Consider the following 14837-nt stretch of genomic DNA (forward strand, 5'->3'; position numbering starts at 1 on the left):
AGCGTGTTTTTCAATATACGAATGTATCACAGAAATAGATTTTTCACCGCAAATATATTTCAGACAATTGACGCTTATGTATCTTGACAAAAGAGCATTGATAAGTGTAACAATGTATCGCTATTAGCCAGAGGTCGTTAATTTACTCTTTAATTACAGAGGGTTACTTTTTTCTTTTTGCCATCTTATTACATTTTGTAGCTAGGAAAAATTATAATTCAAATTGAAAAAAAGTGTGGTTTTGCATACACCCCAGTGAGATGTGGATATGAAGCTCAAAATTTCAATTTCACCAAAAAGTCTGTACAAAAATCAAGTTGCTTAACACACGGGCTCTTTACTGCAATAGAGGCAAAATTGCATTTATATGTGCTTAGTTCTGCGACTTTCCTATGTAATAGTTTTTTAATGAAGCGAGAAGGTGCAAAAAGGCACTGAGGCCTTTTTGCAATACGTGTAGATAGACTAGCTAATTAGCGCCAGTTCCGGAAACTACCGTGGTAATTACGTCGATATTCTCACCGTTATTTCTGTGTTGGATCATCTTAATAGATTGTTGATCTTCATTTAGGAATAACATAATAACTGGCCCGTCATCGTCACTTCCGTAGTTAATTTGAATCCTTGGTTCATTTTCTATCGATTTTCTATCAAAAATTTCGACAATCATCGAAGGAGCAAAGCTAACGCCTGAATCAAAGTCAATCGTACCATCTGATTCAATAATCACCGTATTGCGGCTGTGGCCCTCACCAGTTACAGCATAAGTATTTGCGAATACAGTCACTAGCTCAAGGTTAGGGATGTTGCCGTCAGTCGCTTTCTCTGTAAACTGACCTAATAAGGTATTACTTTCCAAAGCACTTAAATTTATTTCGTGGAACTTACCATTAAGCACAGAGACCTTATATTTAAATCCTCGTTCCTCATCTTCATAAACATACTCTTCATCGACTTTTTCAAACTCATTGATTGTGATTTCAGAGCCATTATTTGCTTCTGGATCAGGGTCGATAAATAGCGCACCAGAACCTGAGAAGGTAAACTGCACAACTTGCCCATCACTATACGATGAACCGCTTGTACTCATAGTGAAGGTCAGGGTAAAGGATTTGCTCTTAAGGGCTTCGGGTAATGTGTCACTGGTATCGTTATCAGAGTCGTCGCTATCACCTGAATATCCAGGCATCCAAGTGTAAGTTAGATCTGATGTTGACGTCACACCTTGTGTTGAGATGGTGTATTGCACACTGACCACGACTTTGGTTTCATCTGCGCTGACAAGTTTGAAAGAGAAATCTGAAACAGTAATTCCTTGGGATTCAATTTGGGATTTAATTTGCTTTTCAATGTCAGCTAAATCTTCAGGGTTGGGGGCTGGGATATTTTCAAGTTTAATTTCAGGTATATCCACTGAAATTCCCGCAGTGGTAGAAGTACCTGTGATGGTTAACGTTGGTGTTGTGTCATCATTATCTTGATCATCGTCATCATCTCCACCACCTGGTAGTAATCCGCCAGGTATGAAATCAAAGTTTAAATCGTCCAGATTAAGGTCTTTAAGAATGTCATCTAGACCTTCTAGTGTTTTCTTTATCTCATCTAGTGAAAATATACCGGCAATATCTGCGGATAGGGCGGATACTCCAAAGCTATTTGCATAAGAGGTAATTTGGCTAGACAAATCCGCAACAAATGTATCGGCATTGTAGATTGGGTTTTCAAATGCTTTATCGCCAACTTTTCCGTCTAGCACATTGTCTAAAAAGTCTGCTTTTAGGCTGTTGAGAATAGCAATAGCAGGATTGTCTTGGCTCTCACCTAATTTGGCAAGTCCAGCTAGTGTCGCAGCGTAAATCCCAGCTTGGTCGTTGTTAATAGTGCCCGCGGCATTTTCCGAGACCAATTGTGGTACTTGTAAAATATTGTCTAATGCCGGCGCGAGCGCTTTTTTGATCTGTTCATTAACAGCATTAACTGAATCGGCATCACTTACGTTGGCTGAAATAATCGAGTTCGCAGCAATTTCAGTTAATGTGGTTACGCCAACTTGATCTTGTAGTGTCGCCATAACAGCACGTAATGTAGTCGATGCAGGAAGTGCCATGAACTGGCCTTTTGACTCATCAAAATACTCAGATTCTGATGTTGGTTTCACTTCAACAATGAATGGCCCTGTGGTGCCGTTTGGCACTGTTATTGTTGCGCTTCCAGATTCGCCGGTTGAGCCTGTTGCACCTTCTACCGCTTGCTTATTTGTAAGTGTAAGTAGCTGCACATCCGCATTTTTTATTAAACCTAATGAGGGTGTAACGGTGACCTTAGTACTTTGATCGGTTGGGGGCGGAGTGGTAACTGGATCGTCATCGTCATTATTTAAACAGCCAGAAAGTGACATCAGGGCCAAACCCAAGCACAATCCTTGGAGTGGTTTATACATGTTCATAGCATTGCCTACAAGGTTATTCAAAACAGTTTTGCTATTGCATCTAACAACCTGCTAAATCCTTGTAATATACTTTCACAACCACTGTTTGCTCCCAGCCAATGTTGACTGCGCGATCCAATAGCTTAATAGAATGTAGCCTAAAATTGCTATTTTAGAAGTAATGTGAAAAAAACATGTCTCTAAAGAATGTCTACACGGTCAACCAGCACTTCACGGTGTTTAAATTTACAAGTAGAGCCACTCACCTCTAATGTATCTAGATAGCGCCCTGCAAGTACTTTAGTTTCGCTGTCACTCGATTTTTCTTTCAAATATAAAATGAAATTTGAGGATGCGCTTAGTCTCTGATCTGCACCAGTAAATACACGGCTGCTGGTAAGTAAATGGATCGATTTGTTTTTGGCTCTAGCTGAGTCGAAGCGCTGTGCTAATTCTTCGTGGCCCGAAAGCGATACATTCAATGCTTTAACATTGAATGTTGCATCTTGAGTAAACAAATCTGTGTACTGCTTGGTCGTTCCTTTGTCTCTGATCTCGGTGTATTGATAGAGTGTTTGTTCGCAAAGTTGTTGCGTTTTTAAATCTAATGACGGAGCTAAAGAGCAGCCTGTCAATAAAATTAGCGGCAAAGCGATAAGTTGTTTCATTAGATAGTCCTTGTTGTTCTACTGTGGCTTCCTGATCGCCCTTATTTGGAAGTATGTTTACTTTTTTTCTTAATGGCGACAAAGCTAGAAGCCAGTGCGTACACAACATACACCAATACCAAAGAATTGCCGAGCACCAATACGTCTTTATCTTCTGCAAACAACCACAAAAAGGCGAGCGCAATTGCGGCAAGCGTGATGCGTGTTACTAAAGGGTTCGTTTTACTCTTTTTAGACATCAAAGGTCCCAAAACCGAAAATGAAGGCTCATTATAAAGTTAAAATATGGCATTAACCAGAATTTGACTCAGTTTTGCATTCCAAGCCTTGCCAGAGGACTAGAATGCAGTGGTTCAGGTTATTTTCTCTTGAATTGAACTATTTAGGGGCTTCTTGACTTAGGTTAAATTTTTACCTCTACGGCAGATCTAAAATATAGCAATTGCAGGGAAAACATATAACTTTATATGGATAAAGCAAATTTATCGAAAATACTAAAACGCCTTTTTAGAATTGATTTAAAAAAATTAATATTGGCATTAGCGGCTTGTGGTGTTGTTTTAACCTCCATTAATACCTTGGTTGCTAGTTACCATGTTCACAGAAAAGTGTTCATTCAAGATACATTGCATGCAAATAGGGTCTATGCGACGAAACTTGCTGATGTTACCGAACTATTCTTACAATCAGTTAATAGTCAGCTTAATGTCAGCTCTTATCATATAGCAGGACACATTCAAGAAGGGACAAAAGTAAATAAAGAGTTGAAACGTCTATTGTCACAAACAAATAGTTTTGATTCGTTGGCGGTTGTTGATGCGACAGGCAAGATAGTTGCTGTCGAGCCGAGCTTACCAATCATTGGCAAACGTATATCAACACCCCAGCTAAATCAGGTTAGCCATCAAAAGCCCGTGGTATTAGAACCGTTTGTCTCTCCTGCAGGCAACTTAATGATCAGCCCAACATATCCGCTTTTTTCTAATCAAGGAAAGTATTTAGGTTTTGTCGCTGGTGGTATTTATCTTCATGGTGAAACCATACTGAACACGCTACTAGGTAAACATCACTACACGGATGACTCATACTCCTATGTAATAGATAATAATAAGAAAATACTTTACCACCCAAATTCAGAACGGATTGGTGAAAAAGTACTAAATAACATTGCCATTGATCTTGTCTTGAGTGGTCAAGCCGGCTCCACGGAACTAGTCAATAGCGTTGGCAAACCAATGTTGGCAGGTTATGCATCCATACCTATGACTGGCTGGGGCGTTGTGAGTCAACGGCCTCTCAATTCCATACTTGAGCAACTGGCGCTAACATATAAATCTGTGGTGTATTCCAGCATCCCATTTACATTGGTTATTTTAGGCTTAATCCTGAGCGCTGGGATTTTGATAGCAAAGCCTCTGGCATTGTTGGCCAAACAACTAGCGGCCTTAGACAAGCCGAACTTTCCAGCGACGAACGTAAGTGCTTGGTATTATGAGGTTGCCAATCTCAAATATGCGTTATTGCAAAGCAATCGAGCGGTTAGGCAGGTAATTAAATCGTTGGATATGGATAGAAAAACAGATCAACTTACCTCTTTACATAACCGCTTGTCGTTAGAGTTCTGGTTAGAGTCAAGTATACATTCAGAAGTTGGTTTTTCTGTTTTAGCAATCGACATAGATCACTTTAAGATGATTAACGACCACTATGGGCATCGTACTGGTGACAAAGTATTAAAAGAGCTCGCTATGCTAATGCGGCAAAACGCCAGAGCGAATGATTTTTGTTGTCGCGTCGGTGGCGAAGAGTTTTTAATCTTTATGCCTGGTCAAACCCTTACTGAAGCTATGCAAACGGCAGAGCGTTTGCGAAAGCTAGTATCTAAACACCCTATGCCAGCAGGCATCAATATCACAGTGTCAATCGGAGTCTCTCAATGGTGCAATAATGCCATGCGGATAGACGCCGCCATTGAGATGGCGGATAAAGCGCTGTACGAAGCAAAACGGACCGGAAGAAACAAAAGTTGTTGCTTCGAAGCGGCTTAAGCATACTTTTTGTGCATAAAAACGCATATCGTTTACAAACTTTTAGCTTAGACAATGATCTTTGTCTTAAATGTGGGTAATATGCGCGCCAAATTATAATATTATTGATTTGGAGCAGTAAATGGGACAAACTTTGAAAGTACCACACACACTCGTGCTGTTGCTCGGCATGATGGTGGTGGCCTTGTTAGCCACATGGGTGGTGCCTCAGGGCTTTTTTGAGACTAGCGTTACCGAAAGCGGCAGACAAATGGTGGTCGCGGGTACATATCAACTTGTTGAGCAAAAAGAGTTTCTTACTCCGTGGGATCTCCTCACTGCCATTCCTAAAGCGTTCGCTCAAGCCCAAGATGTTATTTTCTTCGTATTAATTGTAGGTGGTGTACTGAGTATCGCTCGTGCAACAGGTACAGTTGATGCGTTGATCGGTCGTCTACTTGAAAAACACGGCACTAAGCCACAGCGCTTGATCTTTATGGTTGTGTTCTGTTTTGCTTTAGCGTCTAGCACGATAGGCACGGCTGGCGAATATATCCCATTTGTACTGATATTAGTTGCCCTTTGTAAAGCGATGAAACTGGATGCCATGACGGCAGTTGGTATGATCGTAGCAGGCTACGGTATTGGTTACGGTGTATCTGCATTCAACCCATTTACGGTGTTAATTGCACAACAAATAGCTGATATTCCAGTTTACTCAGGTATTGAACTTAGGTTGGCAATATTTGTGCCCTTCGTGCTGATCGGTTTCCATCATGTTTGGAGCTATGCTAAAAAAGTCTCAAATGACCCTAGTCAGTCCATGATGATTGGTGTGCCGTGTCCACTTGAAGGGCAGGCAAAACCTAACTATCCAAAGTTGAATAAGCGCCATCAAACTGTTTTGTTTAGCTTTATCGTCACGCTGTGTATTGCGGTTTGGGGTATTGCTACAAAAGGTTGGTATTTATATGAGCTAGGCGGTTTGTTTGTTGCTTGGGGTGTTGTAATCGCAATTATCGGCAAACTATCAGCAGATGAAACGGCTGAGCGTTTTATTGATGGTGTTTCAGAACTAGTAACAACAGCTGTATTAATCGGTGTAGCGCGTGGTATTGCACTGATTTTAGAAGACGGGCAGATTCTGCATACATTGGTATATAGCCTTTCTTCACCATTATCTCATGTTGCTGCAGAGATTTCTGCTGTAGGCATGTTAGTGATCCAAACATTCCTAAATACCTTTATTCCATCAGGCTCTGGCCAAGCATACGTGACTATGCCATTAATGGTTCCGGTTGGGGACTTGGTTGGTGTGCCACGACAGGTAGCAGTATTGGCGTACCAGTTTGGTGATGGTTTCTCTAATATGATTATCCCAACTAATGCAGTATTAATGGGCATATTAGGGATGGCAGGTGTGCCTTATACCCATTGGTTTAGATTCTGTTTACCTCTGATTGGTAAGCTATTATTAGCGGCATCAATTGTTTTGGTCCTTGCAGTTAGCTTTGGTTATGGGTTAGATGTTCAGCCAATTATTGAATAAATTAGACTTTTAGTTACAAAAAGCCGTCTTTATAAGACGGCTTTTTTGTTTTTTTAAATGGCATTTTTATTTCAGACATAATATTGTCTGTATCTATAAGTGGTAGAGCTGGAATAAAAGTGTTGAGATATTGTTGATTATATATTTCTGATTCTTGTTATTGATATTTTATTGATCTATCTTCATATTCTTAAATGGTGATTAATTATCATTGCTAGTTGAATTCATTCCGGTTCATATTAATAACTATAATTATTACAAGATTGTTAAACGATGACGCTATCATTCAGTACTTTTTATAATTTGCCAAGCAGCGAAGCTCGTTACGAATTGGCATTAAACTTGATTTACGAGAAGTTTCAGCCTGCTCATTGTTTAATAGGTAAATTCATTGACTCAGATACGCGAGTAAAAACAGTGGCTTACTCGGTCAATGGAGAAAAGTCCAATTACATCATATATGATTTAGAAGGGACGCCTTGTAAAGACGCTAAAGACAGCCAAAGTGTTTGTTCTATTAGTTGTAATTTACAACAGATGTATGCTGAAGACGAAATATTAAAGATATTCGATATAGATGGTTACCTAGGCGTGACTTTGCGCGCGTTAGATCACACTCCAATCGGTATTATGGTGTGTCTTTTCGACGAAAAAATAGAGATATCTAGTGACGATAAACATTGGTTTAGAGAACTAAGTTTGCTGGTGGGCGCAGAGCTGAATCACAATTTAGAGCTAAGCGCACAGGAAATTCTCGTTAAGCAGCTGGCCAAAGGCGAGCGCATTGCAAGGTTAAGCTCTTGGTCTTGGAATATCAGCAGAAACATACATAGTTTTAGCCAAGAAATGCAAACCTTGATAAACCTGCCTGATCAGGACATTGGGTTTGAACTATTTTGCGACAGCTTAAAAGAGAAAGACCAGAAGTCACTTCGTGTTTTAATGCAAAAAATCCGCAATGGGCAAATAAATCACATCGATATAAACGTCTCTCACAGTGACAGAAGCCAATTTAAAGGACTATTTCGAGTAATCGGGCATGTTGAGCGCTCTGATGAGCAAGAGGATGAACGTATTTTCTGTGCGTCTGTGCAAGATATTTCGTATATCTATGCGTTGAACAAGCAATTAGAGCTCACCAATGTTGTATTTGAACATGCTACTGAGGCCATCATGATAACCGATCATAAAAATCGAGTTGTGATGGTGAATAGAGCATTTGAACGGTTGACTGGCTACTCAGATACTGAACTACTTGGCAGAAACCCGTCAGTGCTTTCTTCGGGAAAACACAGTGCTGAATTTTACGACAAAATGTGGACAAAGCTATGTAAAGAAGGCACTTGGAAAGGCGAAATTTACAACCGAAGAAAGAACGGTCAAATCTTCCCTGAAGAGTTGACTCTTAATATAGTAAGAGATGAAGAAGGCGATATCGTCAACTATGTAGCTATTTTTCGCGATATCACTGATTGGAAAAGAAATGAAGCGCAGCTGACATTTTACGCCAACCATGAACCACTGACCGCCCTTATTAACCGTCGATGTTTTATGGATATTTTGGAAACCAGAATCTCTCAATCTCGAAGCACACTACAGCCTTGTTCATTACTATTTATCGGCCTCGATCATTTTAAAGAAGTCAATGACATTTATGGCCCTGAAATAGGCGATAAAGTACTTATATCGGTCGCAAAGCGGCTTAAAAATGGGCTGAGAAGGGCCGATACCATTTCGCGCTACGGTGGGGATGAGTTTGCAATTTTATTAGATGCAACAAACCAACAAAGTGCTCATGATATTGCCTCAAAACTATGCGATAAACTTAAACAGCCCTATGTATTTAATGAACTCACAATTGAGCTGACGGCCAGTGTGGGAGTTGCCCAGCTGGATTGCCAGTCACGAGTTACTGCGGCTAAATTTATCCGTAACGCAGCGCATGCATTGGAAAGTGCTAAAAAGACTAACAGAGGGTCGGTTGCGCTACACAATCAAGCAATTCAAAATGCGTATCTCAACAAAATCGCACTGCGGGACAAACTAAGGCATGCCATCAAATATGAGTTGCTAAGCGTCTACTATCAGCCAATCGTCGATCAATCGAGTGGTAGAATTGTTAAGTTTGAAGCGTTGGTGCGCTGGTTTGATGAAGAGCAGGGCATGATATCCCCTGGTGCTTTTATTCCCATCGCTGAAGAGTTTGGCTTAATACAACAGATTGGCCAGTTTGTATTAGAACGTGCTTGTATGGATTTAAAAAAGGTGCAATCAGTTGGGTATACTGATATCAGTATTTCTGTTAACAGATCAGTCAATGAGTTTAAGGTCAGTAACAACCAATTTGACCTGATCTCAGAAGCGATTGAAAAATACGATATTCCATATAGCAGCATCACCGTTGAAGTAACAGAGTCTATGGCGACAAACCACTACACATGGCAACTGTTGAGGGATTTAAGGGGGAAAGGTGTCAAAATTGCACTGGATGATTTCTGTACCGGTTATTCTTCATTAAGTCACTTGATAGAAAACCAAGTTGATTACTTAAAAATAGACAAGTCTTTTGTGGACAGCTTGCTGCAAGATAAAAGTAAGCAAATAATGATTTCATGCTTAGTTGAAATGGCAAAACAGCTTGGCATAAAAGTGATTGCGGAAGGTGTCGAGTCAGAGACCCAGCTAAACGTATTAAATGATCTCGGTTGTGACCACATCCAAGGATACTACTACAGTCCAGCTAGGCCTGTAGGAGCTTGTATTCAATTGCTTGAAGAGTTCAACAGTCAAAACAAAGCTGAATATGAATTATCTGCGGTGAAGGAAGGCAGAGTATAGTTAGGAAAAAGCCACCTAGAAGGTGGCTTTTTTTGTATCAAAGGTGAGACTTCAAAATATCGTAGAAAGCAACTATATGGTCATCTCTATCATTTAGCGCAGGGATGTAATCATATTGTTCACCGCCAGCTTCAACGAAATATTCGCGGTTTTCTTCCTCAAGCTCTTCGAGCGTTTCTAAACAGTCTGCGCTAAATGCTGGACTTAAAATCGCAATATGCTTTGTGCCCGCTTGTGCTAGCTCTTTCAAAGTAAAGTCAGTATACGGTTTTAGCCATTCAGCTCGCCCAAAGCGGCTTTGAAATGTTGTCATGACCTTATCACTGTCTAGCCCTAGTTTTGACACCACTGCATTGGTGGTGGCATGGCAAAAGCAGTGATATGGGTCGCCATCTGTTAAAAACTTCTTTGGAGTTCCATGGTATGAAAATAAGATTTTTTCTGGTGTTGGGTTGTTATCAAGATACTCCTGTACAGAGTTACTTAATGCCTCGATATACTTTGCATTGCGGTGATAACCATTTATAAAATGCAATTCAGGTACCCAGCGCCACTTAGTTAGCACACGTGAGATAGCATCATACGTAGAGCCTGTTGTTGCGCTCGAGTATTGAGGGTACAAAGGAAGTACGACGATTTTAGTGATCCCTTGTTCGCGTAACGCTTCTAGACCAGCTTCAATGGAAGGATTGCCATAGCGCATGGCCATGACGACTTCTACATCATCATGCTTATGTTCAGCTAGATACTCTCGCAGTTTTTGACACTGTCTTTTAGTTATGTCAATTAAAGGCGACCCTTGCTCGGTCCAAATGCTTTGATAAGCTTCTGCAGACTTGCTTGGTCTGACCCTTAAAATTATCCCGTGCAGGATCAACATCCAAACGAATCTAGGGATCTCTACAATGCGGGGATCAGATAGAAACTCTCGTAAATACACTCTAAGTGCTTTTGTTGTAGCGGCATCAGGGCTGCCTAAGTTGGTAACTAATACACCGACTTTGTTGTTAAATCGATTTTCATGGGGGTTATCAGTAATTGCTGAAAATCTGGACACTTAGCGCTCCTTGATGGCATTTTTATACGGGCAATATTTTACAGTAAAGAGTATACGTTCAAAATCGATATTTAGATCTAACTTGCATATTTTTAACTTATATCATGCTTATACGTCTTAAAATTGTAGCGATATGATGAAAATAAGTTGCTTAAACGCGATAGAAGTCGTATGTTCCACTATCCAGCGTCGAGTTTTAATGTAATTTGCAGAGAGTTTTAGTTAAATGCGGGTTAATCAACCAGTTACAAATCGTGAACAACGATTTGCACCAGAAGATAAACTCATTTCAGTCACTGATTTGAAAGGAATAATTACTGACTGTAATGAGCACTTCGAGAATATAAGCGGTTATTCAAAAGAAGAACTAATAGGACAGCCGCACAATTTAGTTAGGCATCCTGATATGCCTGAGCTTGCTTTTAAAACTATGTGGACCCAACTTAAGGCGGGCAAGCCTTGGATGGGCATGGTGAAAAACCGTTGTAAGAACGGTGATTTTTATTGGGTTGATGCCTATGTAACCCCGATGACCGAAAATGGTCAAGTGATTGGCTATGAGTCTGTTCGAACTTGTCCTAGTCGTGAAAACATTGCGCGAGCAGAAGCTCTTTATAGCTCTATCCAAAGTGGTGGTAAAAGTAATTTTAAATTGCCAAAGCTTAGAACCATCTGGCCAATCGCTGCTTTTGCAAGTGCTTTAGGCTTGTACGCATTTGGCACTGAGACTTCTGCGTTTGCTTGGTTAATGGTCAATAGTGTCGCTATTTTTGGCTACAATCGATATCGAGACCATGAGCAGTTAGAGCGAATTAACCAAATCTTAAAACATAGCTTTTGTGATGACGTGTCCAAACAGGTTTATTCTCCATGGCAGGGTAAAATGGCCGAACTGCACGTGAAGTTACTAAGTGAGCACGCTCATTTAGATACCGTGATCACGCGAATTGAACATGCTTCTAAACAAGTCACATTCGGTGCCGGGCAAACGGCAGACAAGAGTCGTTCGACCACGGAACAGCTAACTCAACAACAGCAAGAAACGGAACTTGTTGCTACAGCCATGAACGAAATGGCTGCCACTATTCATGAAGTTTCTCAAAATGTACAGTCGACATCTGCTGACGCTACTGACGCTCTTGAGCTGGCTAAAGAAGGTGCAAAGAGTTCAGAGGAAACCAAGGCATCAATTGAGAGCCTGGGCTCAACTGTTATCGATATTAAAGATTCTGTTTTGGGAGTTGCAAGGCAAACGAGTAAAATCGCAGACGCTGCGCAAATTATTGAACAGATCGCAGAGCAAACTAATTTATTAGCCTTAAACGCAGCGATTGAAGCAGCAAGAGCTGGCGAGCAAGGTCGAGGGTTTGCCGTTGTAGCTGATGAAGTAAGACATTTAGCACAGCGCACACAGGAGTCGACGAAAGAGATCCACGCCATTATTGATGAATTGACGCAAAGCACTCAAGAATCAGAAGTGATTGCTCAACGTGGTGAAACAGAATCCCAACTTGGTATTGAAAAACTAAACGCTTCGACACAAAAAATAGAGCATATTTATTCTTTGATCGAAACTATGAGCGTAAACAGTATGCAAATAGCTGCCGCGGTTGAGGAGCAGGCCACCGTTTCAGAAGACATTAACAAGCAGGTGGTGAATATAGCTTCATTGGCTAACTCTAGTGTTACTAGTTCATTAGAAAGCCAAGAGATCAGTGAGGAACTTACCCGCGTAGCTAATGATATGCATGAACTTGTGGTAAGATTCAAAAGATAACTGAAAATTTATAAGGGGCCTAAATGGCCCTTTAATATACATTATAAAGAACACATCATACATGGGTTTGGGTTAACAGTATTCAGCTTTTGTTGTGTGTTTTATATATTTTCTACCGAAAGAAGTGCTTCTTTGCTGCTGTATGACGCTCTTCTAATGGGCTTTTTCCTTAAAAAACGTTCAAACACAATAGCAGTTGATGCCGTTATAAATGATATTTAGTGGGGTAGTGGATAGTCTAAGTTTAGTTGGGCCTAACCTACTTCATAAATGTTAGGCTCCAGATTACTAGTACCAGCTAGAGCTTTCTTTTAACACCTGATTTTGCGCGCTCTTTAATATTGGTTTGAATATAGATTTGGTCGGTTGTTGCTATTTTTGAGTGACCTAAATCTTCTGACAAATGCTTTAACGGTCGAGTCTGCGCATCGTGGGTTGCGCCAGTATGCCTTAACCAATGGCTGGTTGCAGCTTCCAAATTTTCAGACTCTTCGCTAAAGCCATCTTGTTTTAGTTTATCAATCGCCAAATCAAAGCTTTCTTGAACAATGCGTCTTAGTTGACGTACATTCATGCCTCCTTGGCCTCTCAATTTGTGAATGATAGGGTGAGGTTCATCGACACGGGGCAGAGCAGTTAAGCCGCGGGATTGACGATAACGTTTCAAATACTCAACAAAATCATCACTAAGAGTGACATCACGTAGTTTATTACCCTTACCCATAATTCTTAAAAACCAGAAACCATCCTGATCTTGCCAAAAATGACTCATTACAGGAGACCACTGAGGTCGCTCTGAAAGCTCAGAAATCCTCAGGTATAACCCTTTTAAGCATGCTAGGGTAAATAGATTTCTTTCCAGCTTTGGGTTTTCCTCACAAAGATCTTTCGTTACGCCAAATACATATTCCCACTGAAGATCACTCAGTGTATCTGGTAACTTTATTTGTGATTGTACAACCAAATAAGGGCAATTCTTTTTAACTACCGGGACAAAGTTTGCAAAGGATTTCTCCTCTAATATCGCAAACTTGTAAAAGACGTTTAGGGCTGTGAACATAGAAGCAAGTGTTTGTTGGCTAACACCGTTTTCCTTGTGAACAAATGGTCTCCAATTGGGGTTAACTTGCCTTGTGCCCTGATGATTTTTAAAACGCCACTGCACCGAATCTGCGAGCCATGCTTTATCCGGTTCAACAACAAAGTCTACGTATGCCTCAATGTCTTCTCGTTTAAGCTCAAAGACGGATTTTTCTTGGACTAACCAACTCCAAAGATGGAAACGTTCGATTTCGTTCCTAAAGCGATTGAAAGTTGCTTCAGACTTTCGGCCATACACATAAAGAAATTGATATAAAAACTTCAGTTCGTCTAAACATATCTGATCACCAAGTCGGTTGCTATTTAAAAACTCAGACATAGCAGGGTATTCGCTATGTAATGTATCGTCATCCAAATGTGCAATGAGATACCTAAGTTGTCTTAATGTATCGACTAGCGGCGTCATATATTGTTGATCCAATCGGCATGTTTGTAGCAAATTATATGTATATTTATTCAGTATTGTCTAGCACTGATTGTACCGAATTAGGTTGTTGATCTTTAAGGCGTGTCGACTGCCAACACAAAAGCGAGCCAATTGTAACTGAGATGACCCCAAGCCAAAACCCTTGCTGCAAATTGACACCTAAAATCAAGGCAGCAAACACACCTGAGAAAACAGGAGTAAAGTAAGAAATTGCAGCGAGTAAAATCATATTCCCACCGATAATGGCCTTATTCCATAGTCCATAACCCAAGGCCATTCCTCCGCCCGCTAGCGCTAATAAAAATACACTACTAAATGAAAAACCGGACGCAAAACCCGCATCGAGTAAATACCATTTAAGCCACAATGTGCAAGCGGTAAATATAAAAAACAGGCTGATTGCATTTTCACCGTTGGCCATCGATTTTGTTAAATTACAATATATAGCCCAAATGATAGCGCCGCTAAATGCAAGAAAGAAAGCTAGAGGGTTGCTAACGACGTTTGCTAACACACCATTGAACAAGTAACTTAAATCACCAGATACGACCAAACATACACCGATGAAAGCCAAAAGGCTGCCAGGAACAAGTAACATCGGTTTGGCATTAGCTTGTTTACTTAGCAGGGCGCCGATTATGGTAAAAAGTGGCCATAAGTAGTTTACGATTAGCACTTGGGCGGACTGAGTTCTTGAATTGGCAAAGCCTAGAGAAAGGGATAAACAGAGTTCGTAGCAAACAAACAATGTGCCGCCGATAAGTATATAACGTTTAGGATAGTTTTTGATTTTTGGTAGGCCCGAAAACGCGACGAGAAAGAGCGCTGCATATGAATACACAAGTGCGGCCCCTCCAATTGGCCCAAAGTCTTCGCTAACAATACGTACGATATGTAATACGGCGCTCCATAGCAGCACGGCGAATACACCAAATATTGTAAATTTGACCTGGGTTTGCAAATTT

The 14837-nt window shown here is 40.6% G+C and carries 10 protein-coding genes; 4 read left to right on the forward strand and 6 right to left on the reverse strand.

Annotated features, from left to right (window positions below):
* Nucleotides 1-469 precede the first annotated feature (469 nt).
* The 3 genes from N483_RS08020 to N483_RS26555 form a co-directional block, all read right to left on the reverse strand.
* Nucleotides 470-2446 carry a hypothetical protein gene (locus tag N483_RS08020; RefSeq protein WP_023398788.1) on the reverse strand — a complete coding sequence of 659 codons (1977 nt, stop codon included), beginning with the start codon at nt 2444-2446 and terminating at the stop codon, nt 470-472.
* Between the two features lie 182 nt (nt 2447-2628).
* A complete protein-coding gene (locus N483_RS08025; RefSeq protein ID WP_023398787.1) occupies nt 2629-3096 on the reverse strand; it encodes a nuclear transport factor 2 family protein in 468 nt (155 codons plus the stop codon).
* Nucleotides 3097-3137: 41 nt separating this feature from the next.
* Nucleotides 3138-3335, reverse strand: coding sequence for a hypothetical protein (locus N483_RS26555; RefSeq protein WP_023398786.1), 198 nt, complete (start codon nt 3333-3335; stop codon nt 3138-3140).
* Nucleotides 3336-3563: 228 nt separating this feature from the next.
* On the opposite strand from N483_RS26555, the gene N483_RS08035 reads away from it, so the two are divergent.
* The 3 genes from N483_RS08035 to N483_RS08045 all read left to right on the forward strand — a co-directional run bounded on the left by N483_RS08035 (nt 3564) and on the right by N483_RS08045 (nt 9510).
* Nucleotides 3564-5144 carry a sensor domain-containing diguanylate cyclase gene (locus N483_RS08035; RefSeq protein ID WP_023398785.1) on the forward strand — a complete coding sequence of 527 codons (1581 nt, stop codon included), beginning with the start codon at nt 3564-3566 and terminating at the stop codon, nt 5142-5144.
* A gap of 121 nt (nt 5145-5265) precedes the next feature.
* The gene (locus tag N483_RS08040; RefSeq protein WP_023398784.1) at nt 5266-6672 is read left to right on the forward strand and encodes a YfcC family protein; all 1407 of its coding nucleotides are present in this window, start codon (nt 5266-5268) and stop codon (nt 6670-6672) included.
* Between the two features lie 273 nt (nt 6673-6945).
* Nucleotides 6946-9510 (forward strand): putative bifunctional diguanylate cyclase/phosphodiesterase, encoded by a 2565-nt coding sequence (locus tag N483_RS08045; protein ID WP_023398783.1) that lies wholly within the window; start codon nt 6946-6948, stop codon nt 9508-9510.
* Nucleotides 9511-9547: 37 nt separating this feature from the next.
* On the opposite strand, the gene hemH is transcribed toward N483_RS08045, so the two are convergent.
* Complete coding sequence (hemH, locus tag N483_RS08050) at nt 9548-10567, reverse strand: ferrochelatase (RefSeq protein ID WP_023398782.1); 1020 nt, start codon at nt 10565-10567, stop codon at nt 9548-9550.
* 226 nt (nt 10568-10793) lie between these two features.
* Between hemH and N483_RS08055 the strand changes: the two genes are divergently transcribed.
* Nucleotides 10794-12344, forward strand: a complete 1551-nt coding sequence (locus N483_RS08055) for a methyl-accepting chemotaxis protein (protein ID WP_023398781.1) — start codon at nt 10794-10796, stop codon at nt 12342-12344.
* A gap of 298 nt (nt 12345-12642) precedes the next feature.
* Here N483_RS08055 and N483_RS08060 read toward each other — a convergent pair whose 3' ends face one another.
* Nucleotides 12643-13851: a tyrosine-type recombinase/integrase gene (locus tag N483_RS08060; protein WP_023398780.1), complete on the reverse strand. Its 1209-nt coding sequence runs from the start codon at nt 13849-13851 to the stop codon at nt 12643-12645.
* Between the two features lie 46 nt (nt 13852-13897).
* Nucleotides 13898-14833: an aromatic amino acid DMT transporter YddG gene (gene yddG, locus N483_RS08065; protein WP_023398779.1), complete on the reverse strand. Its 936-nt coding sequence runs from the start codon at nt 14831-14833 to the stop codon at nt 13898-13900.
* Nucleotides 14834-14837 lie beyond the last annotated feature (4 nt).

It is taken from the genome of Pseudoalteromonas luteoviolacea NCIMB 1944 (genome assembly GCF_001625565.1).
Lineage (GTDB): Bacteria > Pseudomonadota > Gammaproteobacteria > Enterobacterales > Alteromonadaceae > Pseudoalteromonas > Pseudoalteromonas luteoviolacea_F.